Below are 22819 nucleotides of genomic sequence, written 5' to 3' on the forward strand. Positions count from 1 at the left end.
CGGCGTGCGTCGCGAACAGCCGGTTGATTGATCAGACGGCCGGACCCTTGCCCGACGACCAGTTCTCGACGTATTCGACGAGTTCGGTCATGTCACGCCGCGTGCCGTCCTGCATCGCCGCGTAGTTCCAGACCTGGCGCGCGGCGTTGCCGACCCACATGGGCACGCCGAGCGCCTGGCATTCGTCGACCGCGAGGCCGATGTCCTTGCAGACGCTGCCGATCGGAAAGCCGAAGTCGAACGTGCGCGTCAGCACCTGTTTGGGAAACTTGTCGAGCGTCGCGCCGTTCTTGCCACTGCCGGCGTTGAACACCGACATCATGACTTCAGGATCGAGCCCGCCTTTCACGCCCGCGACGAATGCCTCGGACGTAATGGCGAAGGCCGTCGACGAAAGCATGTTGTTCAGCAGTTTCAGCAATTGCCCCTGCCCTGCCTCGTCACCGACGACGAAGACCTTGCCGAGCACCTCGAACAGGCCACGGATCTCGTCGACCGCGGCAGGCTTGCCGGCCGCCATGATTGCCAGCGTGCCCTTCTGTGCGCCCGCGGCGCCACCGCTGACGGGCGCATCGACCGTCTCGATGCCTTTCGCGAGCAGGCTGGCCGCCACTTCCTTTTCGGTACGCGAGCCGACAGTCGACAGATCGACGAGAATCTTCACGGCGCTGCCGCTAACGATACCGTCGTCACCAGTCGCAACCTGCCTGAACACTGCGGGCGTCGGCAGGCTCGTGAAGATGATGCGCGCCGTGTCCGCCACTTCGCGCACCGACTTCGCTGCTCTCGCGCCGAGCGCCGACAGTTCCGCGAGCGCCGCTTCGTCGCGATCGAACACGACCAGCGCGTGCCCCGCTTCGATGAGACGGCGCGCCATCGGACGCCCCATCACGCCCACACCGATAAAACCGATTTTCTGACTTTCCGACATAACTCCCTCACGCGTCTGAAAAACTGCTTGCAATAACTTCGCTATCTGTTCGCCATCATGCGCCGGCTGTCAGGCCACCCGACGCGCGGCGCGCATCGGTGCGGCGCTGTCAGGCTCATGATCCAGCTGCCAAAGCACATCGAGCAGTGCCTGCGGATCGACGCCCGAGCGGCCATACGCCGCCAGCTCACGCAGCTTCGCAGCCAGCTCCACATCGCCGGGCGGCGCGGCAAGGCTGCCACGGGCAGCCTGCACGCGACGTGACACGCGTTCGCCCGAGTGCAACACGATCGTCACCTGCGCGGACTCGACGGGCCACGAGGCGTCGTCGATAAAACGCAGACGGCTGGCAAACGCGCGAAGCGACGGATCGGTCACGGCAGCGTCGCTGAATTCCGCGAGACTGGCCTTGCCGCGCGCAAGCGTCACCGCAACCGCGTGCTGCGCGCTGACCTGCGATTCGCGTCCGGAGCGGATGCCAGGCCGGTCGGTCCGTTCACGCAGCAACGGATGACCCGTGAGTTCGACACGCTCGATCTCGTCGAAGCGCCACCGTGCATCGCGGCGCAGATCGAGGCATGCGTCAATCACCGGATTGAGCACGACGCCACATGGATACGGCTTGTAGGTATTCGACAGCAGCGCCCATTCACGGCCTGGCCCTTCGCTGATCGCACTGAAATCGGGCCGTTGTGCGGTGACACGCAGAAAGCCACGTTCGCCTTCGAGCGGCGCGTCGGGCCCGGAAAATCCATCCGCCGCGAGCAGCGCCGACAGCAAGCCGTTACGCGCAGCGTTGCCGACGCTGATGCTCTTCGACATCGTGCCGAGCGTCTCGACGAGACCCGATGCCTGCGCGGACGCGTTGCCCAACGCCCAGACGATGTGCTGCGCGTCGAGTCCCACGGCCTTCGCGACCGCGGCGGCCGCGCCGAACACACCACACGTCGACGTGATGTGCCAGCCGCGCTGATAGTGTTCCGGCGACACCGCGTTGCCGATCCGGCACTCCACTTCAACGCCCACGACGAACGCAAGCAGCAGCGCCTCGCCGCTCAATTGCCGCGCTTCGGCGAGCGCGAACAACGCAGCGGCGACCGGTGCGGTCGGATGGATGATGGTGGGCAGATGCGTGTCGTCGAAATCGAAGACGTTGGCGCTCATCGCGTTGAGCGCCGCGCCGTTCAGGATGTCGGTGCGTTCGCGGCGGCCGATCACGCCTGCGTCGTCGCCGGCGCGAAAGCGGTCGTACACGCTGACGGCCTTGTCGATGGCTGGATCCGAGCAACCGGCCAACGCGACCGCAAAGTAATTGACCAGCGAACGCTTCGCCTCGTGACGCACCACGGCGGGCACATCGGCCCAGCGTGTGCGCTCGACGAAATCCGCGAGCCGTCGCGTCAGGCCGGCGGCTTCGTGAGTTCGATGGTTTTCAGCGGGCAATGTCATGTCGGGCGATTTCCCTCGTTATTCCCTTTTGCCGTTCTGTCATGTCGCGTGAGGCAGATCGCATTACTTCGCCGCCGCGGCAGCATCATGTTCGAGCGTGCAGCCCGGTTCGCCCGCCGCCTCGGCGGCGATTGCCTCGAGCGAACGGTTCCTGGTCTCCGGGCCCAGTACGCCGACGATCAGCGCCTGCAGCAGCAACGTTCCGACGATCAGCGTCAGCACGCCCGTGATGCCGAAGCCGGTGAACGCCGCCGCGACCACATACGGCACCACGATACTGACCGCGCGACCCACCGTGTTCGACACGCCCGAGCCGCGCAGGCGCAAGTCGGTTGGAAACAGTTCGGGGACATACGTCGCCACGCTGAACGAGGACAGCACATAGATGCAGCAGGTAATCGCAAAACCGAGCGCCGTGATCGCCACTGCCGACTGCGCGAACGGATATGCGATGCCAAAGCCGGCACAGATCAGCGAAAACAGCACGATGCCCCATTTGCGGCCGACGTGTTCGGCAAGCGCGAACGCGATCAGCGAACCGATCGGCCCACCCGCGAACATGATCGCAGTGATGCCAAGCGAGTTCGATACGCTGTGACCCTGCTTGACGAGAAACGTCGGAATCCAGCTGACGAACGCGTAATTGACTGTGAAGAGTGCGACCAGCACCGTGATGCCGATGATCGTGCGGATACGCAGGCGACTCGAGAACAGATCGGCGAGTCTTCCCTTGCCGGCCGTGCTCGCACGGGCAGGCTGCTGCGCGGCGGCGGCGATGGCGGTGGTGGAATCGACACCGCATGCGGCCTCGATACGCGACACAATCTGGTTCGCTTCGTCGCCGCGATTGCGCGCCGCCAGCCAGCGCGGCGATTCAGGCATCGACTTGCGCAGGAACCAGACGAAGAGCGCGCCGCAGCCGGCAATCGCGAACATCCAGCGCCAGCCGTATTGCGGCACGATCAGCCAGCCGAGGAAGGTCGACAGGAACAGCGACGTGTTGATGACCAGATTGAGGATCGTGCCGAAACGGCCGCGCCACCGGGCGGGAATGAACTCGCTCAGCGTGCCGTAGCCGACCACGATTTCGGCGCCCATGCCAATGCCCATCACGAGGCGAAAGAAGATCAGCCAGTAGATCGACGGCGCGAGTGCCGCGGCGATCGATGCAAAACCGTAGATGCCCAGATTGAACTGGTAGGAAAAACGCCGGCCGAAACGGTCGCCCAGCAGCCCGGACAACCAGGCACCCGCCATCATGCCGAGGAATGTGACGGAGACGAACATCGCGTTCAGCTTGAGCGTCGATTCGCCGTTGTGGATCATCGCTGCAAGCACCGTGCCCGCGATGTAGATATCGAACGAATCGAAATACATGCCAGCGGCGATCAGGCCAAGCAGCCGCCAGTGATAACCGGACAGTGGCAACCTGTCCAGTCGGAATCCGATGCTCGCTTCGCTCTGCATAAGGCTGTCTCCGGCGATTTTTCTTGATGCGTTCGTAGTTCGGCGACCCGAGGTTATGGGAGCGCTATCAATGAATACGATTATATTCCTGTCATACAATCTGGCAAGACGTTATTGGTCTCCGTCGAGTGTTTCTTCGCGATGTGGCGCGTCAGGGATATCCCGGCCGCCGGTCCTTTCATTCAGGTCGCAAGCCAGCCGCCCTCGAGCGGCAACATCGCCCCCGTTATTTCGCCGGCCGCGGCGCCGCACATGAACACCACGAGTTCAGCGATATGCGCGGCTTCGACGAAGCGCCCCGTGGGTTGTTTGCCGGCGAGAAATGCCTTGATTGCGGGCTCGCGATCCAGCCCTCTGGCTTCCATTAGTGACTGAATGCGGTCCTCGCTGGTCGGCGTGTGAACCGCACCGGGGCAAATCGCATTGCAGGTGATGCCCTGCCCCATCGTTTCGGCGGCTACCGCGCGTGTCAGGCCCAGCAGAGCGGATTTGGTGGTCACGTAGTCCACGCGGTTCGCCGTGCCACGCACGCCATAGACCGAGGTCATGTTAAAGATGCGTCCCCAGCCGCGCTCGCGCATGCCCGGCAGCGCGAGGCGGATCGCATGGAACGCGGCGCTCAGGTTCACCGCGAGCGCGCGGTCCCACATGTCGGCGGGAAACGATTCAATCGGCGCGAAATGCCGGACCACCGCGTTATTGATCAACACGTCGATCGGGCCAACGCGCTGGATCGTATCGAAGACAAGCTGTTCGACCGCGCGCGCCCCGGCAAGGTCCGCCTGCAGATAGTGCGTCTGCTGTCCATGACGCGCTTCGAACGCGGCTCGCGCCGACTCCACGTCGGATGACGGTTCGAGCCCGTGCAACACGACGTGATATCCGGCGCGCGCAAGCGCATCGGCCATCGCAAAGCCCAGTCCGTGCGAGGAACCTGTAACGAGCGCGGTCTTTCCCTTCATTCTGCAATTTTCCCTGTTGACTGACGCCGCCCTGAAAAAGGGCGCTGGCGGTTGACGGTCTTGCCGCGATCGCCTCTGCGCATCGCGCGCTTTCGCGGAAAGTCTCTCTCACGTTATCTATGATAGCGCTAACTTATCTGAAAAGACTAGCGGCTGCAACATAGGTCGTTGCGAGAACCAGGAGAAAAGCAAGGAGGGAAAGCGGAATCTGACGGGGGCCGGACGATCGCCAGCGACGACGGATGCGCAGCGCGCGGATCGTCCAGTCGGCAAGTGACGGCAATGGACGACGCCGTCGGTACGAAATGGGGGATGGAAACCGCTGACGCGCCGCACCCGTTCCTGCCAGGCGCGTCTCAGGTGCTTTCGCGCTGGATGATTTCGAAGCCCAGATCGAGCCGGCCCGGCATGACAGGTCCGTCGTTGCGCAGCCGTTGCAGTACTGCTTCGGCGCTGCGTCGGCCGATTTCGAGGCGCGGCAGGTTCAGACAGGTCAGCCGCGGCACCGTATGCCGGAGAATGTCGAGATCGTCGAAGCCGGCAATCGCGATGCGCTCCGGCACCTTCCAGTTGCGCCGCTGTGCTTCGAACAGTGCGCCGACGGCCAGCACGTCGCCGGCGAAGAAGATCGCGTCGACTTCCGGCGCACGCTGCATCATGTCGGTCATCGCATGAGCGCCCGACGTGAGTCCTCCCTCCACCTCGCGCACCAATGCCGGGTTGCGCGCACGGCCGAGTGCGGTTAGCGCCGCGTTGTAACCTTTCAGGCGCTCTTTCGCGCGCAGGTTGTTGCGGGTCGCGAGGCAGACGAAACCGATCGACTTGTAGCCGCGGGCAGCCAGATAGAGCGTCATTTCCTTTGACGCATTGAAGTTCGAATAGCTGATCGCCATGTCGAGCGGGTTGTGCACGAGGTCGCCGGTTTCGATGATCGGGATGCCGGCCTGGCGAATGATCTGCACCGCGCGCGGTGTGTGGGCCGTGTTGTGCAGCACGAGTCCGCACACACGCTGCGCGAGAAACGCACCGATCAATGCCTCTTCTTCGTCGAGCGAATAGCCGCTGTCGGCCAGCAGCAGATGCATGCCCGCTGCACGCAGCACATCGGAGCTGCCCTGGATCGTGTGGGAATACAGCGAATTCTGGATACTCGGCACGATCTGCCCGACCACGTTGGAGCGCGCGGATGCGAGATTGGACGCGATGTGATTCGGCACGTAGCCAATCCGCCGGACCGTGTCCAGCACAAGCTTGCGGGTTTCTTCCGAAAGCTTCGACGGCTCATTCAGGGCGCGCGACACGGTCATCAACGATACGTTCGCCGCATTCGCGACGTCGATCATCCGCACAGCCTGCCCGCCCGTACGCGTCTTGCCTTCGGTTAGTACGATTTTCCCGTCGGCGGCGGGCGCCCCACGCTTTTTCACTCGTCTATCCAGATGTTCAATTCGACGCTGGATTGTAGCGCACGGCCGTCGTGCGCCAACCCACCTTCAGGCACGCAACACAAGATGGGACTGCTTTGTTATGATAGCGCTCTCATACGGCATGAAAGGAGACAGCCAGATGACGACTGCACCCGAGAACTACAAGGTCTACGCGATCAAATACGCACATCACGACCGCCCGGCGCGAGATAACTTCATAGGCGGCGATCCGCACGACACGAACATGCCGCTCGACTACTTTGTCTGGGCGGTGATCGGTGAAAGCCGCACGTTTCTTGTCGATACGGGCTTCGACGCGGAAGTCGGCGCGAAGCGCCGCCGCATCATCACGCGGACAGTGGAGGAAGGGCTGGGCAAGATCGGCATCCGTGCGGATTCCGTCGAAGACGTCATCATCACGCACATGCATTACGACCATGCCGGTAACCGCTCGCTGTTTCCCAAAGCGCGCTATCACGTGCAGGATCGCGAGATGGCGTATTGCACCGGCCGCTGCATGTGCCACGGCGCGTTAAACCATCCATTCGACGCGGAAGACGTCAAATCGATGGTTGGGCGGATTTTCGAAGGCCGCGTGCAGTTCCATGACGGCACGTCGCATCTGACGCCGGGTCTGAGCGTGCATCGGGTCGGCGGCCACACAAACGGCTTGCAGGTCGTGCGTGTGCACACTGAGCGCGGCTGGGTCGTGCTCGCGTCCGACGCATCGCATCTGTACGCGAACATGGAGCAGAGCCGCCCGTTTCCAACCGTGTACAACGTCGGGGACATGCTCGAAGGCTATGAGACGGTCTATCAGCTCGCCGATTCCGCCCAGCACGTCATTCCGGGTCACGATCCCGATGTACTCAGGCGCTTCCCCGCGCAAAGCAGGGAAACTGAAGACTGGATCGTGCGGCTGGACGGCACGCCGCGATAACAGGATGTGAGTCAACAGGCGATGCGCGCGGCAGGCGGATCGCCGTTTCGTTATTGCCACGGGCGCGCTGTTGCCCTGACGCCGCGTGGCATGACCCGGCAGCCGCAACTGGACGAACATCACGGCCCGGGGCGGCAGTTCGCATCCGCTTTGACGACCACCAGAAAGTTCACCTTCCACTTTGTCCCTGCGAACAGCAGCCGGCTTCTGCCTCGGCTTCGCTGGCGCTATCCCGACCAGCTGGACCTCCAGCGTTCATTTTTTGCCCTGCATGGGTTCATCTTTCACTTTAATAGTCATAATTGACCCCAGCGTAACAAACAGGGCAAATCGGGTTCGAACGCAAACCTGAAGAATCCGCGCCCACAACAAGAGAGCCCGATGGACGTTCTGGCCCGCATGCGCGGCTTTTCGCTACCGGTCACCGTCGAGGCGGGCATTTTCGTCATGGTCGCGACGACCGCGACGTTCGCGGCCAGCGATGCAACCGTCAAGGTGATCGGCACGGCAGTACCGCTGCTGGCACTGCTGCTCGTGCGCTACTTCTTCCAGGCGCTCGTGCTCGGCGTGTGGCAGGCACGGCGCGGCGCCAGGCACTTTCGCAACACCGGCGAGCTGAAGCTGCAGTTTCTGCGCGCATTCCTGTTGCTGTCCAATTCGGCCTGCACGTTCGCCGGCCTGCGTTATCTGCCGCTGCCCGTCACGACCTCGCTCGCGATGATGGCGCCCCTCATCACCACCCTCCTCGCTGCAACCGTGCTCAACGAAGACGTGCCGCGAAGCAAGTGGGCGCTGGTCGTGGTGGGTTTCATCGGCATGCTGATGGTGGTGCGCCCCGGCGGCGGTCAATTCAGCTGGACCGTGATTTTTCCCATTGGCGCTGCGACAACCTTCGCCTGCTTTCAGGTCGCATCCAGCAAGCTATCGAAAAGCGGCGACCCTATCACCACGAATTTTCTGACGGCGCTCGTCGCCACCGTCACGCTTGCGCTTCTGCTCTGGGCAGATCAGGCGACGCTGCTTCCGGAAATGGGACGCGTCCGGACTGGAAGCTGGGTTCTCGTGCTGCTGATGGCATCGCTCGCGACGTTCGGGCACGTGCTGATGCTCCAGGCGCTGCGCCGCGCGCCGCTCGCGCTGCTCACGCCGTTTGGTTACGCGCAGCTCGCCTTCGCCACACTCTTCAGCTGGGCGCTGTTTAGCCAGATACCCGATCTGTGGACCGCGCTCGGCATGAGCGTGATCGCACTGGGCGGTATCGGCACTGTCCTTCTGCATTCACGCACCCGCGCAGCTTGAGACCGCAAGGTCCTGATCGAACGCCGTCCGTTTCCAGGCGTCGAGCGCACCGCACGGTGCTTTATCTCCGGTGATAACATCGAGCGCTTGCGTCACAGTAACGCACACCACCCTGCGTACCATGCCCATTGCGGACCCGACGCCGCCGGCCGGTCCCTGAAACGAGCCCCATGTCACAACACACAAAAACCGTACGACCGCTGGTGATTGCCTCGGTGATGGCAACGATGGCGATGGTCGCGATCGAGGCCACCATCGTCTCCACCGTGATGCCGCAGATCGTGACCGAACTCGGCGGACTGCATCTGTACAGCTGGGTCTTCTCGTCGTTCCTGCTTGCGCAGACGGCGATGACCGTCGTGTTCGGCAAGCTTGCCGATCTGTACGGACGCAAGCCAGTCATGCTGACCGGCATCGCGATTTTCCTGGCGGGCTCGGTGCTGGCCGGCTTCGCGTGGTCGATGCCGGCGATGATCGCGTTTCGCCTGATTCAGGGTATCGGCGCCGGCGCCATGCAGCCCGTTGCGCTGACGATCGTCGGTGACCTGTATCCGGCGCGCGAGCGCGGCAAGATTCAGGGGTATCTCGCGAGCGTATGGGCGATCGCCGCCGTGATCGGGCCGATGCTCGGCGGCCTCATCATTCGCGAGCTCTCGTGGGCGTGGATTTTCTGGATCAACGTGCCGATCGGCATCCTGTCGGCAATCGGCTTTGTTCGCTATCTGCACGAACACGAGCGGCACGGCAAGCCCTCGATCGATATCGCGGGCGCGGCGCTGTTCACGCTCGCGATTGCCTCGCTCATGATGGCGCTGACCGGTTTCGGCACGTCGGGCTATTCGCGCGGCACGCTGGAACTGGCGGCGTTCGTCGTATGCGGGTTCCTCTTCGTCGTGCAGGAACGGCGCGCCGCCGACCCGATGATTTCATTCGCGCTGTGGAGCCACCGGCCGATCGCCGCGTGCAACGCCGCCACCGTGCTCTCGGGCATGGCATTGATGGGACTGACGACGTTTCTGCCGATGTACGTGCAGGGCGTGCTGCACCGCTCGCCGGTCATCGCGGGGCTTGCGCTGACGATGATGATGCTCGGCTGGCCGAGCGGCGCCACGCTCGCCGCGCGCACGTTTCACCGGGTCGGACTGCGCCCCACGCTGATCGCCGGCAGCGTGTTCCTGCCGCTTGGCGCCGTGTTCTTCACCACGCTGACACCCGGCAGCACGCCGGTTCTCGCGGGCATCGGTTCGCTGGTGATGGGGTTCGGAATGGGCATTGTGAGCGTCAGCTCGCTGATCCTGATCCAGGAAATCGTGACGCCGTCGGAGCGCGGCAGCGCAACGGCATCGAATCTCTTCTCGCGCAATCTGGGTAGCACGCTCGGCGCAGCGATGTTCGGCGCGGTGCTCAACTACGGGTTGAGCCACTCGGCGGGCACCGCCGCCGTCTCGTCCGACCAGTTGCGGCAACTCCTCGACTCGACCGCCGACACAATGCGCGACAACGCCGCCCGGCTGGTCCTGCACCAGTCGCTGCATCTCACGTTTGCGTCGATTCTCGTGATTTCGCTCGGCGTGATGATCTCGGTGACGATCGTGCCCGCGATCAAACTACGGGCAGCCCGCGAGGCGTCGACCAGTTGACGCCTTGCCCGCCGTCGCCGGTCGCCGGCCGCCCGTCGTCGTTCAGATGATGGCCGGCGTGGCGGGCGGTTGCGGCCGCTTCAACAGCGCGATCACGACGCCACGCGCGGCGGCGATCGCCGCCGCCTCGCTCTCGAAGATCGCGTTTTCCATGACCTGTTGCAGCGGCAGCACGTCGACCGGCGCAGCGTCGTCTTCCGTGGTGCTGATCGCGGCGAACGCGGCCCATCCGCCGTTATGGATGAACTGCCGCGCCGACAGTTCGAGCTGGTAACGTCCGAGCGTTTCTACACGCATCGAATCTCTCCTGACAGAGCCCGTCGTTGAAGCCCGCGAAGCCTTATGCGCCTGCCTGCGCCTGTGCCTTCGCTTCCAGTTCGGCGAGACGCTTGCGCAGACCGCGTTCCTCCTGGAAGCGGCTCGTTTCGTCGCGAATCACGGCGACGATGCCGGTCAGCGTCCTGTCCGGCGCATACAGCAGCGCGACGGTGAAGGCGATCGACAGTGCACGGCCGTCCTTGTGAACGGCGGGCACGCGCAGCACGTCGTTGCCGTAGCGCGTCTCGCCGGTTGCCATGGTTTTCTGGTAACCCTCCCAGTGACGTCCACGCAGACGCTCGGGAATGATCACATCGAGCGACTTGCCAAGCGCTTCTTCTTCAGTGAAGCCAAACATGCGCTGCGCCGCGGGATTCCACAGCGTGATGTTGCCGTCGGTGCCCGAAATGACGACCGCGTCTCCGATCGCCGTGACAAGTTGCTGATAATCGATGGCTGCCTGCATGGTTCGAGCGAATCTCCGTTGATGGCGAGCACGATGATCGCGCCCGCCAGTGTCATTGTGAAAACAGCGCCCACGGGGGCGCTGTTTCACTGACGTTTCGCACTTCAGCAAGCTGCGAACGTCACGTGCGACCCCTGTGGCGTAATCAGACCACCTTCGATTCTCGCAGATTATCGATCTGGCTCCGGTTGTAGCCGAGGCCCGCGAGCACTTCCTCGGTATGCTCGCCGAGCAGCGGCGACCCGGTGATTTCAGGCTTCATGTCCGAGAACTTGATCGGGCTGCCCACCGTCAGATAGCTGCCGCGCTCCTTGTGCTGCACTTCGGCGATCGTGCCGCTTGCGCGAAGCGACGGATCGTTCGCGAGTTCTTTCATCGTCAGAACCGGCGAGCACGGAATATCGAACTTGCGCAGGACGTCGACCGCTTCGAACTTCGTCTTGTCGGCAAGCCATTCCTCGATCGTCTTGAAGATTTCGAAGATGTGCGGCTGGCGCGCTTCAGCAGTCTTGTACGCCGGATCCTCGATCCATTCCGGCCGGCCGATTGCGCGGCAGATCGGCTCCCACGCATGGCCCTGCACCGTGAAGTAGATGTACGCGTTCGGGTCCGTTTCCCAGCCCTTGCACTTGAGCACCCAGCCCGGCTGGCCGCCGCCGCCGGCGTTGCCGCCACGCGGCACGACGTCGCTGAATTCACCGTGCGGATATTGCGGATACTCCTCGAGGTAGCCGACGCGATCGAGACGTTGCTGGTCGCGCAGCTTCACGCGGCACAGGTTCAGCACGCTGTCCTGCATCGAGACCGCGACCTTCTGGCCCTTGCCGGTCTTGTCGCGGCCGATCAGCGCGGTCAGGATGCCGATCGCGAGGTGCATGCCCGTGTTGCTGTCGCCGAGCGCCGCCGCGCTGATTGTCGGCGGACCGTCCCAGAAGCCCGTGGTCGATGCCGCGCCGCCCGCGCACTGCGCGACGTTTTCGTAAACCTTCAGGTCGTCGTAGTGGTGGCCGTCGCTGAAACCCTTCACCGAAGCAACGATCATCTTCGGATTCAGTTCGTTCAGCCGTTCCCACGAAAAACCCATCCGGTCGAGTGCGCCCGGGCCGAAGTTCTCAACCAGCACATCCGATTCGCGGATCAGCTTTTCGAGTACTTCCTTGCCTTCCGGCTTCTTGGTGTCGAGCGTCAGTGAACGCTTGTTGCTGTTCAGCATCGTGAAGTAAAGCGCGTCGACGCCCGGGATATCGCGCAACTGGCTACGCGTGACGTCGCCGGAACCAGGGCGTTCGACCTTGATTACGTCGGCGCCGAACCATGCCAGCATCTGCGTGCATGCCGGACCCGCCTGCACGTGAGTAAAGTCAATGATCTTGATGCCATCGAGGGGTTTGCTCACCTTTAAATCTCCTGATTGCCAAATGGATGTTATTTCTTCATTGCCGCGCTTTGCGGATTCAGATTCGTCAAACGACCGCTTTCGGTGCCGGCGGCTTCATCGATCACTGCGTTGATGAGCGTCGGCTTGCCTGATGCGATTGCTTCGAGCAGGGCCTTCGTCAATTCCTCGGGTGTCGTTGCGTGGTGTCCGATGCCGCCGAACGCCTCGATCATCCTGTCGTAGCGCGCACCCTTCACGAACACCGTCGGCGCGACGTCCTTGCCGCCCGTCGGGTTCACGTCGGTGCCGCGATACACGCCGTTGTTGTTGAAGACGATCGTGCAGACCGGCAGGTCGTAACGGCAGATGGTTTCGAGTTCCATGCCGCTAAAGCCGAACGCGCTGTCGCCTTCGATCGCGACGACCTGCTTGCCGCTCGTTACCGCCGCGCCGATCGCGAAGCCCATGCCGATGCCCATGATTCCCCATGTGCCCGAGTCGAAACGCTTGCGCGGCTCGTACATGTCGATGATGCTGCGGGCGTAGTCGAGCGTATTGGCGCCTTCGTTGACGACGTTGATGTCGGGACGCGTCTTCAGCACGTCGCGGATCGCGCGCAGTGCACTGTGAAAATTCATCGGCGACGGGTTCTTCGCCAGCGTCGCGGCCATCTTCGCGAGGTTGGTGCTCTTGCGCTCGGTGATCGCGCCGGTCCATTCCACGCCCGGCTTCGGGAAGCTCGCATCGATGCCCGCCACGAGCGCCGACACGCACGAACCGATATCGCCGATAACCGGTGCGGCGATCGCGACGTTGCTGTCGATTTCCGTCGGCGAGATGTCGATCTGGACGAACTGCTTCGGCGCACCCCAGGTCTTGCCCTTGCCGTGCGAGAGCAGCCAGTTCAGACGCGCGCCGATCAGCACGACGACGTCCGCTTCAGCCAGCACGAACGAGCGCGCTGCGGAAGCCGACTGTTCGTGCGTGTCGGGCAGCAGGCCCTTCGCCATCGACATCGGCAGATACGGAATGCCGGTCTTCTCGACAAACGCGCGAATTTCCGCGTCGGCCTGCGCGTAGGCGGCGCCCTTGCCGAGCAGGATCAGCGGACGCTTTGCGCCCTTCAGCAGATCGAGCGCGCGCTGTACCGATTCAGGCGCCGGCAACTGGCGCGGCGCTGCGTCGATCACGCGCACGAGCGATTTCTTTGCCTTCACGGCGTCCATCGTCTGCGCGAGCAGCCTGGCGGGCAGATCGAGATACACGCCGCCAGGACGGCCCGACACAGCCGCACGAATGGCGCGCGCGACGCCGATGCCGATGTCCTCGGCGTGCAGCACGCGATACGCGGCCTTCGCGTACGGCTTTGCTGCGTTCAGCTGGTCCATCTCTTCGTAATCGCCTTGCTGCAGATCGACGATCTCGCGTTCGCTCGAACCGCTGATGAGAATCATCGGGAAGCAGTTCGTGGTGGCATTGGCGAGTGCCGTGAGGCCGTTCAGGAAGCCCGGCGCCGACACCGTCAGGCAGATGCCCGGCTTCTTTGTCATATAGCCGGAGATGGCCGCCGCGTTGCCTGCGTGCTGCTCGTGGCGAAAGCCGATAAAGCGCATACCCTCGGCTTGCGCGAGGCGAGCGAGGTCGGTGATGGGAATGCCAACCAGACCGAAAATCGTATCGATGTCGTTTGCCTTCAGGGCATCGATGACGAGGTGAAAGCCGTCGGTTGTTTGCTGTGCACTTTCTGCAGCAGCGGTCCGCGGTTCAGTGGTCCCAACTACTTCTGCCATGACGTCTCCTCCTTGGCGGGGCGTGTGTGTTGCTTCGTGATATACAATATTCCAAACACAATATTAGTCAAGCGTGTTTTATCCGATGTGTTGTCATGCTGCTATGCAGCGTGAGCGAAGCGGGTGAATTGCCTCGTTTTTGCCGGATCGATTGCCGCGACGCATCAATGTTGTACAGGGCACCAATCCCGCCACGCAAAGCTTGCAGGCAGTTTCCAGTCTGGATTTCATGCTGTAAGCCATCGATCCCATTCCTCTCTTTTCAGCGCCGTTTTCCTTGCTGCCAGATGCAGGCAAACGATTTCCCCAGTTTCTAATTTGTCGTTTACACATTCTTTATTTTGTATATTACATACAAATACGTAGCTACGCCGCCCGGATATCGGCGTGGCAGCTGCGTAGTTTCATAAACAAAAACTTATGATTATCGAAATAATCTTTAACTATCATCTATCATTCTGACGCCCTACGCTGTATCTACGTTATCGATCACCGGAGAGACATCATGGGCAACGCACACATCCACGGACATCAAACGGAGCGCGAACAGGCGATCCGCACCCAGCTCTGCGCATACAACATGGCGTTCGCCGAACTGGGCCTGCGCTTTCGCTGGGACGTGCAGACGCTCGAATCGCTCGCAGCCATCGACGGCGAGCAGGCACGCATCGTCGCGTACATCGAGGCGCATCATCCGCATCTGCTGAACGCGTACAGCGCTGCGTTCCTGAGCGAAGCAATCCTCGCGAAGAAGACCGCGATCGCGCCCGAGGTGCTGCCCTCGCCTGTCGAAGCCAGCACAGGCGCGCAAACCGTTCAGCCGGCCTCGCAAGGCTTCTCGATCGCCGCGTACTGGTCGGGCGAACCGGATCTGCCCGCGCTCGCCGGCGCCTGAATTCGAGCTTTACGTTCCGTCTTGTGCCGCGCCCATGCGCGGCAAACTTTCCCGCCTTAACGTGTAAAACTCACCCCGCTGCCTGTGCAGCCGGGTGAGTTTTTTTACTGCACGACCTTCGTTGCCGGTTGCCGCGCGCCGGCCTGTCTGCCCATCCGTTCGCGACCGTATGTATCAGTGATGGCTCAGGCCCGAACTGGTCGCGACGCTGGCCGCATTCATCGCCGCGTTATCGCTCGATTCGATCCAGCGTCGACGCATCGGCGCGAGAATGAACTTCGCCGAGATGCCGGCCGCGATCGTGATGACCGCCGAGACGATGAACACCAGACTCCAGCCGCCTGTCGCCGACAGCACCGAGGCGATCGGCACGATCAGCGATGCCGTGCCCTTCGCCGTATACAACGTGCCCGCATTGGAGGCCGCGTATTTGCTGCCGAACGTGTCCGCGCAGATCGCCGGGAAAATCGAATAGATCTCGCCCCAGAACAGGAAGACGAGCGCGGCGAACGTCATGAACGCGTACGGGTTGCTGCCGTACTGCATCAGGCCGAGCAGCGCGAGCCCCTCACCGATGAAGATGAAAAACATCGTGTTCTCGCGACCGATCTTGTCGGAGATGAAACCGCATAAAGGACGCGTGAAGCCGTTGCAGATGCTGTCGACCGAGAGCGTCATCGTGAGCAGCGGCAGCGTCATGCCGAAGAAGTTCATCGGCAGTTTGGCGAGACCCCAGTCTTTCGCGATCGGGCCGATCTGCGCGGTGGCCATCAGGCCGCCCGCGGCCACCGCGACGAACGACACGTAGATCACCCAGAACACCGGCGTCTTGATCATCTGGCCCGGCGTGTAATCGATCTTGCTCACCGCGAACTTCTTCTTCGCGGTGGACGCCGGACGCAGCGCCGGCTTGTGCAGCAGCAGCGCCAGCACGAAGATGCATACGCCCTGCAAAATACCGAAGAACAGGAACGTATGTTCATAGCCCGTGCGCGTGATCATGTTGGCGATCGGAATCACCGTGACCGCGGCGCCGGCGCCAAAACCCGCCGCCGTCAGTCCGGCCGCGAGCCCGCGCCGGTCCGGAAACAGTTTCAGCGCATTGCCGACGCACGTGCCATACACGCCGCCCGCGCCGAGACCCGCGAACACGGCCGCCACGTACAACTCGGGCAAGGTCGTTGCATACGAATTCATGATCCACGCGACGCCCGCGCACAGCGCGCCGACGGCGACCACCGGTCGTGGACCGAACCGGTCGACCAGCCAGCCCTCAACCGGCACGAGCCACGTCTCGGTGAGGATGAAAATCGAAAAGGCCAGCTGGATCGATGCCTGCCCCCAGTGGTGCCGCGCGTTCATCGGCCCGACGAACAGCGTCCATGCGTATTGAAGATTGGCAACGAGTGCCATGCACACAATGCCAATGACGAGTTGAGTCCACCGGTTCCCTATAAAAGAAGGGGCCGGCGGTTGCTGGGTAAGAACGTTCATGTGTCTTGTCTCCGTTATATTGATTGATGCCGGCGTCCTGCTTTGTGCGTTCTGATGCGCTGCATTGAGTCGTGCTGCGCCGGCTTATACGGAGTCATGCTAAGTACATTACACATCTACGAATAATCAAAATTCCTTATCATTTTCATTCGCTATTGCTTATGCATTGAATTTCGTCATTCAGGGTCACAAATCGCGCGCGCATGGCGAAAAGCCCGGTCGTTGGTAACGTCCCGGGCTTGTCGTTGACCGTCTTCCAGTCAGACGGTTTTTAAGTGTCGATCAGTCGAGAAAATCGCAGTTCGCCTCGACAAAAGCGGCGAGATCTAGTGAATGCTGACGTGTAAGTCGTTCGGCGAGCTCGGTATCGCGACATTCCAGCGCTTCAATAATGCGCAGATGATCGACAATTGAACGCGATGCACGATCGCTTTGCGAAATCGTCAACCGGCGAATGGCGCGCACGTGAATAAAGATATTTTTAATCGTGTCGAGAATGACCTGCGATTTCGACAGTTCGACAATGGCCTGGTGAAACGCAATGTTCGCGTCCGAGTAATCGGCGATGTGATCGGTGGGCGTCGTGTCGTGGAAATGATCGAACATGCGACGCAGCCGGGCGATTTCCAGATCGGTGGCATGCAACGTGGCAAGACGCGCCGCCATGCTTTCGAGTGCCGCCCACATCTGGATCATCTCGACGATCTCGCGCTTGCTCTTGCGCACTATATAGATGCCGCGGCGCGGCACGGTGCGCAGAAACCCTTCCTGTTCGAGCCGCGTCATCGCTTCGCGAACCGGCGTGCGGCTCACCCCCAGCGACTCGCTCAACACACGGTCGTCGAGACGCACGTCTTCGCGCGTCTGATAGATGTCCGCATCGGCGATCGCCTGACGCAGCATCGCGTACGCGCGGTCACGCAGGCTCACGCTCGCGCCGATCGGCCGCAACGACAATGTCACCGGCGTTGCCGCTACTTCGGTGTGAAGTTCTGACAAGATGCGTCGCCTCCAGTTGGACTTTGCACGGCCGCGCGACCCAGTAGGGACGCGTCCGGCCATGTGCGAAGATCGCGAAGAAATACTGAATTTAGTATATCAGACGCCGATTGTGGACCGGATCGCGACATCGCGCACCCATTTTTGTGCGAATGCTGACGTTTTTCGGGTTTACGCGCGGGCGTCGTATTGCCATGCCGCACTGGGCGCTGATGCCGGATGGCGCGTTGTGCAGCACGACGTTCGACTACCGGCGGCTTTGACCGACACGCGCGCAAAAAAAAGAGCCGGGCGCGGACGCGTCGGCTCCAACACACACGCGGCGCTTCGGAATCCGCGCCACGCAACTACCCTGTTCACTCCTGTCGCGTGAGGCGCTGACTCATCCGTTCGCCTGCATCATCGACGACGCCCCGATTTGACCGCATGGATATATTCATAACAATACCAGGAACCAGGTATTCGCAACGCAGTGCCAACGCCCGATAGTCTCGACATGCGCATCCGCACACAACCCGAACCGGGCATCCCCGGGCCGATCCGGCCTGTTTCGGGTATGTTGCTGCGTGGGCCGCGATCCCGCCCGCAGTCGCGCAAACCCCCACCACACACGATCGAAACCACGACTTTTGCCCATGAGCCACGCTTTTCCCGATGTCAGCGAATCGATCCTCCCAAGCCCGCTGCTGGTCGTCGAAGACGAACCGTTGATGCAGGAGCGGATGCGCGGCATCCTCGCGACCCTCGGTTATACGGACGAAGCACTCATATTTGCCGGCAGCATCGGCGCGGCGCAGGCGCTGCTGGCGGACCAGCCGTTCGCGATGGCGCTGATCGACGTCGGGCTGCCGGACGGCAACGGCATCGACCTGATCCGCTCGCTGCACGAGCGCGATCCGGCCATGCCGATTCTGGTAATCTCCGCGTGGAGCACCGAGCACATCATCGTGACCGCACTGCAGGCGGGCGCCACCGGTTATCTGCTCAAGGAACGCGACGACATCGAAATATCGCTCTCGGTTCGCAGCGCGTTGCGCGGCGGCGCACCGATCGATCCCTTCGTCGCCAGACGCATTCTCGACCTGGTCGGCACTGCAACGCCTTCGTCCACGCCGGAGGTCGTCACTGCGCCGCGCACCGTCACCGCCTCGCCGCTTAGCGCACGGGAAATCGAAATCCTGTCGCTGGTGGGCAAGGGGCTGACCAATCGGGAAATCGCCGGTTTGCTGTCCCTGTCGAGGTTGACGGTCGAATGTCACATCAAGAACATCTACAAGAAACTGGCGGTGAATTCGCGCACGCAGGCGGTCTTCGAAGCGCGCACGCATGGCTTGCTGCCCTGATCGCACGGCATGATTCACTCTGGCCGCTCGCGGCAACGTTCATCATGGCGTTCGCCCTGCTTCATGCAAACGCGGCAAACGCGCAGACATCGCCCTCTGTTGTAACGTTCACGCACATCGAGGCGGCACGCGCCGCGCAGCCGGCCGATACGCCGCCAGCCGCCGGATGGGTTGCCGTTTCGTTACCCGACGACTGGTCGCGGCGCTGGTCCGGCTTCGACGGCGACGTCTGGTACCGGCTCACATGGCAGCAGGCAGACACCACGCGGCCCGTCGCGCTGATGCTCGACTATCTGAACATGGCGGGCGCGGTCTGGCTGAACGGCACGCTGCTGATGCGCGACCCGCATCTCGTCGAACCGCTGACGCGCGCCTGGAACACCCCGCGCCACCAGTTGCTGCCACCGCCGCTGCTGCGCGAAGGGACGAATACGCTGCTGATTCGCGTCGCGGGTCAGGCTGCGTATCAACCGGGCCTCGGGCCTGTTTCAATTGGCGACCCGGCCACGATCGCCGCGCGCTATGAAAGCGACTACCGGCTGCGTCACGATCTTCAGCTCTTCAGCCTTGCGGTCACCGCGACGCTGGGCTGCTTCTTTCTGTCGCTGTGGCTGATGCGCAGACAGGAGGCGCCATACGGCTGGTTCACGCTGATGTCGCTCGCGTGGGGGTGGGTCGCGCTCAATCAGGTGGCGACGACCCCCTGGCCGTTCGTGACGACCGACGGATGGGAAGCCGCGAATTCGATTGCACTGGTCGTCTACAGCGCGTCGTTCACGATGTTCGTCATGCGGTTCTGCGAGCGGCGCCTGCCGCGCATCGAAGCCGTGCTCTGGATACTGGTCGCGTGCAGCACCATTGCCATGCTGATGACGCCGCACAGCCACATGAACGGCATGCGTGCGGCGCTGACCATCATGCAGGCCTGTTCCTACTTCGCAACCTGCTTCGCGTATCTGTTCTTCACGTGGCGAAGCCGCCGCACCGACCATCGCATCCTGTCGTTCTGTATCGCGATCTTTATCGCGGCCGGTACGCACGATCTGCTGACGTTCCTGGGCATCCTGAGCGACAACCGCTACTACACCGCGCTCACATCGCAGCTGCTGTCGATCGGCATGGCGCTGGTGCTGGCCTGGCGGTTCGTCGCGAATCTGCGCGGTATCGAGCAGTTCAACGACAGGCTCACGGTTCGTATCAAGGCCGCGTGCGCCGAACTCGAATCGACGTTACAGCGCCAGCACACGCTCGAAGTGACAAATGCGCGCCTCGGCGAGCGGCTCAATCTCGCGCACGATCTTCACGACGGTCTGGGCGGCACGCTGGTGAGCAGCATTGCAACGCTCGAGCGCGCGCCGCAGGACATCGCGCCGGAACAGTTTCTGTCGATCCTCAAGGAGTTGCGCGACGACCTGCGCATCATCATCGATACGGCGTCGAGCCATCAATCCGGAGAGTACGCGCTGGACGCGCAGATCGGGCCGCTACGGCACCGGCTGACGCGCCTCTTCGAATGCCATCGGATCGAATGCAACTGGAGCGTCAGCGGGCTCGAACAGTGTTATCTGCCGGCTTCGCACAGTCTCGACGTGATGCGCACGCTTCAGGAGGCGCTGACGAATGTGCTCAAGCATAGTCAGGCAAGCCGCGTCGACATCGATCTGCATGGCGACGATGCCGGCGTGCGGCTGGTGGTGAAGGACAATGGTGTGGGCTTCGATCCCCACGCACTGGCGGACCATCCGGGCACGGGCATGCGCAGCATGCGGGCCCGCACGCGACGGCTTGGCGGAACGCTGAACGTTCAGTCGGCCCAGGGCTCGACCGTGCTGAGCGTGCATTTTCCGCGCGAAAAAGCGCGCTCGCAGGAAGACGACAGCGAAGCAGGCGCCGCACGAACCGATGGATCGAGCGCCACGCCTGCGCCCGCCGCCGAAACGACTGCGTCGTAACGAGCGCATCCCGGTTCGGCATGGCATAAGCGTTTGTTTTCTTTTTCTTCAGACTTTGTAGGGCGCGCGCACGCCGGGTTCGTCCGCGGGAAAAACCACTCATATCGCGCCAGTTCTTTTTTCGCTGCACCGACGCCACTGAGACAGTCGATCAGCATGTTCGTGTCGACGCTGTCGACCTGCAAGGAAATCGCGGCACCCGGCACGCGCCTCGCTGATTTACTACACTTGAGCGCATCGATTGCCCAGGAAGGAGTCATTCAATGGCGACACGAACGACGGCCACAAAGCCAGCGACAAAAACAACGCCAAAAACAGCGCCAAAAACAGCGGACAGCACTGCGCGAATCCGTGTCGGCATTGGCGGCTGGACGTTCGAGCCGTGGCGCGGCGTGTTTTATCCCGAAGGGCTCGCGCAGAAACGCGAACTCGAATACGCGAGCCGCCAGCTGACGACCATCGAAGTCAACGGCACGTTTTACGGTTCGCAAAAGCCGGCCACGTTCGCGAAGTGGCACGACGAAACACCGGACGACTTCGTCTTTTCGCTGAAAGCGCCGCGATTCGCCACGAACCGCAGAGTGCTGTCGGAAGCCGGCGATTCCATCGAGCGGTTCTTCGCCAGCGGCGTGCTGGAACTGAAGAACAAGCTCGGACCGGTCAACTGGCAATTTGCCGCGACCAAACAATTCGATCCCGACGATTTCGAAGGCTTTCTCAAGCTCCTGCCAAAGCGCATCGACGCACGCACGATCCGCCATGCAGTCGAAGTGCGGCACGAGAGCTTTCGCAACGCAGCGTTCGTCGCGCTCGCGCGCCGATACGAGGTAGCGATTGTCATGGCAGGCGATTCGAAGTATCCACAGATCGCAGACCCGAGCGCGCCGTTCGTCTACGCGCGGATCATGGGCACGACCGAAGCGCAACCGAAAGGTTATTCCAGCAGCGCGCTGGATCAGTGGACAGCACGTGCGCGCACATGGGCATCAGGCGGCACGCCAGACGGGCTCGATATGTCCGGCGACGCGAGCGCGGCGGACACGCCTCGCGATGTCTACCTCTATGTGATCAGCGGGTTCAAGGCGCACAATCCGGCCGCCGCGATCGCGATGCTCGAACGCCTGAGCAAACGCAACGCGTAGCGCGCAATCACCCGCTATGAAGACGCAACCTCCGGCAACGCGTTGCTCGCCTTGAGATGCTCCGCGAGCAGTCTTGCGTGCGGAGTCAACGTCGCGAAATCGCGGGCGCAGAGACGGAGTTGCCGCGACCCCCACGGCTCCGAAAGCGGCAGGATCTCAAGACCTGGCCGGCGCAGCGCCGCGGCCGATGCCTCTGAAAGAATCGCGATCCCGATGCCCGCTTCGACGATCATCCCCACGTTCTCCACGCTTCTCAGCTTGAGACGGTAATTCATCTGCCGCCCAAGACGGGACGCACGCTGGCCCAGATACGTTTCCAGCGCCGCATCCGACAAACCGACGAATGCCTCGCCGACGATATCCGCGAACGCCACGCTCGCCTGCCCGGCGATACGATGCCTCGTGCTCGCGACGACCACCAGTTGATCGCGCGCGAGCAGATGGATTTGCAGCGTCGTCATCTCGGCGATATCCGCGACGATCCCCACTTCGGCACGCCCTTCCGCGATCGCGAGCGCGATCTCGCTGCTCGGACGCTCCTCCAGGTCGACAGAAAGATCGGGGTAACTCGCGAGGAAGCTGCACAACTGCTGCGGCAGGAACGCAGCGAGCGCGGCGGTGTTCGACAACAGCCGGATGCGCCCTTTCAGGCCGGTGGTATACGTGTGCAGTTCGCCGCGCATCTGCTGAACCTGCTCGAGGATCAGACGTGCATGCCGCACCAGCGCATCGCCAGCCGCGGTCGTCCGTACGCCCCGGCGCGTGCGCTCGAGGAGCGGCGCGCCGAGCGCGGATTCCATCCCTGAAATGCGCTCGCTCGCGGACGCCAGCGCGAGATTCATCGCCCGCGCGCCCTGAGTCAGGCTACCGTGCTCGATCACGCTGAGAAAAAGACGCAGATCGGTCAGATCGAATCGCACGCGTGCC

General features: G+C 62.5%; 19 protein-coding genes. 7 read left to right on the forward strand and 12 right to left on the reverse strand.

What is annotated here, in order from left to right:
* Positions 1-31 precede the first annotated feature (31 nt).
* The 5 genes from LPA34_RS15485 to LPA34_RS15505 form a co-directional block, all read right to left on the reverse strand.
* Positions 32-931: an NAD(P)-dependent oxidoreductase gene (locus LPA34_RS15485; RefSeq protein ID WP_228979604.1), complete on the reverse strand. Its 900-nt coding sequence runs from the start codon at positions 929-931 to the stop codon at positions 32-34.
* 69 nt (positions 932-1000) lie between these two features.
* On the reverse strand, positions 1001-2380 hold the full coding sequence (locus tag LPA34_RS15490) for an MmgE/PrpD family protein (protein ID WP_228979605.1): 1380 nt from the start codon (positions 2378-2380) through the stop codon (positions 1001-1003).
* Between the two features lie 63 nt (positions 2381-2443).
* On the reverse strand, positions 2444-3847 hold the full coding sequence (locus tag LPA34_RS15495; protein WP_228979608.1) for an MFS transporter: 1404 nt from the start codon (positions 3845-3847) through the stop codon (positions 2444-2446).
* Between the two features lie 182 nt (positions 3848-4029).
* Positions 4030-4809 (reverse strand): SDR family NAD(P)-dependent oxidoreductase, encoded by a 780-nt coding sequence (locus LPA34_RS15500; protein ID WP_228979610.1) that lies wholly within the window; start codon positions 4807-4809, stop codon positions 4030-4032.
* 356 nt (positions 4810-5165) lie between these two features.
* Positions 5166-6236, reverse strand: coding sequence for a LacI family DNA-binding transcriptional regulator (locus LPA34_RS15505; protein ID WP_228979611.1), 1071 nt, complete (start codon positions 6234-6236; stop codon positions 5166-5168).
* 139 nt (positions 6237-6375) lie between these two features.
* On the opposite strand from LPA34_RS15505, the gene LPA34_RS15510 reads away from it, so the two are divergent.
* The 3 genes from LPA34_RS15510 (at position 6376) to LPA34_RS15520 (ending at position 10115) form a co-directional block, all read left to right on the forward strand.
* Entirely contained in the window at positions 6376-7176 is an 801-nt protein-coding gene (locus LPA34_RS15510; protein WP_228979614.1) for an N-acyl homoserine lactonase family protein, read from the forward strand.
* A 381-nt stretch (positions 7177-7557) separates the two neighbouring features.
* Positions 7558-8475, forward strand: a complete 918-nt coding sequence (locus LPA34_RS15515) for a DMT family transporter (protein WP_228979615.1) — start codon at positions 7558-7560, stop codon at positions 8473-8475.
* A gap of 170 nt (positions 8476-8645) precedes the next feature.
* Positions 8646-10115 carry an MDR family MFS transporter gene (locus LPA34_RS15520; protein ID WP_228979617.1) on the forward strand — a complete coding sequence of 490 codons (1470 nt, stop codon included), beginning with the start codon at positions 8646-8648 and terminating at the stop codon, positions 10113-10115.
* A gap of 42 nt (positions 10116-10157) precedes the next feature.
* Here the strand turns inward: LPA34_RS15520 and LPA34_RS15525 are convergent, their stop codons facing one another.
* The 4 genes from LPA34_RS15525 to oxc all read right to left on the reverse strand — a co-directional run bounded on the left by LPA34_RS15525 (position 10158) and on the right by oxc (position 14067).
* On the reverse strand, positions 10158-10412 hold the full coding sequence (locus LPA34_RS15525) for a hypothetical protein (protein ID WP_228979619.1): 255 nt from the start codon (positions 10410-10412) through the stop codon (positions 10158-10160).
* 43 nt (positions 10413-10455) lie between these two features.
* Complete coding sequence (locus LPA34_RS15530) at positions 10456-10899, reverse strand: PAS domain-containing protein (protein WP_228979623.1); 444 nt, start codon at positions 10897-10899, stop codon at positions 10456-10458.
* 145 nt (positions 10900-11044) lie between these two features.
* A complete protein-coding gene (frc, locus tag LPA34_RS15535) occupies positions 11045-12295 on the reverse strand; it encodes a formyl-CoA transferase (RefSeq protein WP_228979625.1) in 1251 nt (416 codons plus the stop codon).
* A 29-nt stretch (positions 12296-12324) separates the two neighbouring features.
* Positions 12325-14067 carry an oxalyl-CoA decarboxylase gene (gene oxc / locus LPA34_RS15540; protein WP_228979626.1) on the reverse strand — a complete coding sequence of 581 codons (1743 nt, stop codon included), beginning with the start codon at positions 14065-14067 and terminating at the stop codon, positions 12325-12327.
* Positions 14068-14572: 505 nt separating this feature from the next.
* On the opposite strand from oxc, the gene LPA34_RS15545 reads away from it, so the two are divergent.
* Positions 14573-14962, forward strand: a complete 390-nt coding sequence (locus tag LPA34_RS15545) for a hypothetical protein (RefSeq protein WP_228979627.1) — start codon at positions 14573-14575, stop codon at positions 14960-14962.
* Between the two features lie 174 nt (positions 14963-15136).
* On the opposite strand, the gene oxlT is transcribed toward LPA34_RS15545, so the two are convergent.
* Both oxlT and LPA34_RS15555 read right to left on the reverse strand, forming a co-directional pair.
* Positions 15137-16456, reverse strand: coding sequence for an oxalate/formate MFS antiporter (oxlT, locus tag LPA34_RS15550; protein WP_228979628.1), 1320 nt, complete (start codon positions 16454-16456; stop codon positions 15137-15139).
* A gap of 282 nt (positions 16457-16738) precedes the next feature.
* Entirely contained in the window at positions 16739-17458 is a 720-nt protein-coding gene (locus tag LPA34_RS15555) for a GntR family transcriptional regulator (RefSeq protein WP_228979748.1), read from the reverse strand.
* A 632-nt stretch (positions 17459-18090) separates the two neighbouring features.
* Here LPA34_RS15555 and LPA34_RS15560 point away from each other — a divergent pair.
* From LPA34_RS15560 to LPA34_RS15570, 3 genes are all read left to right on the forward strand, one after another.
* On the forward strand, positions 18091-18798 hold the full coding sequence (locus LPA34_RS15560; protein WP_228979629.1) for a response regulator: 708 nt from the start codon (positions 18091-18093) through the stop codon (positions 18796-18798).
* 44 nt (positions 18799-18842) lie between these two features.
* Positions 18843-20750: a sensor histidine kinase gene (locus tag LPA34_RS15565; protein ID WP_228979630.1), complete on the forward strand. Its 1908-nt coding sequence runs from the start codon at positions 18843-18845 to the stop codon at positions 20748-20750.
* Between the two features lie 263 nt (positions 20751-21013).
* The gene (locus tag LPA34_RS15570; protein ID WP_228979632.1) at positions 21014-21892 is read left to right on the forward strand and encodes a DUF72 domain-containing protein; all 879 of its coding nucleotides are present in this window, start codon (positions 21014-21016) and stop codon (positions 21890-21892) included.
* 14 nt (positions 21893-21906) lie between these two features.
* Here LPA34_RS15570 and LPA34_RS15575 read toward each other — a convergent pair whose 3' ends face one another.
* Positions 21907-22812, reverse strand: a complete 906-nt coding sequence (locus tag LPA34_RS15575) for a LysR substrate-binding domain-containing protein (RefSeq protein WP_228979633.1) — start codon at positions 22810-22812, stop codon at positions 21907-21909.
* Positions 22813-22819: the final 7 nt, after the last annotated feature.

The organism is Paraburkholderia gardini (assembly GCF_907164575.1).
GTDB lineage: Bacteria > Pseudomonadota > Gammaproteobacteria > Burkholderiales > Burkholderiaceae > Paraburkholderia > Paraburkholderia gardini.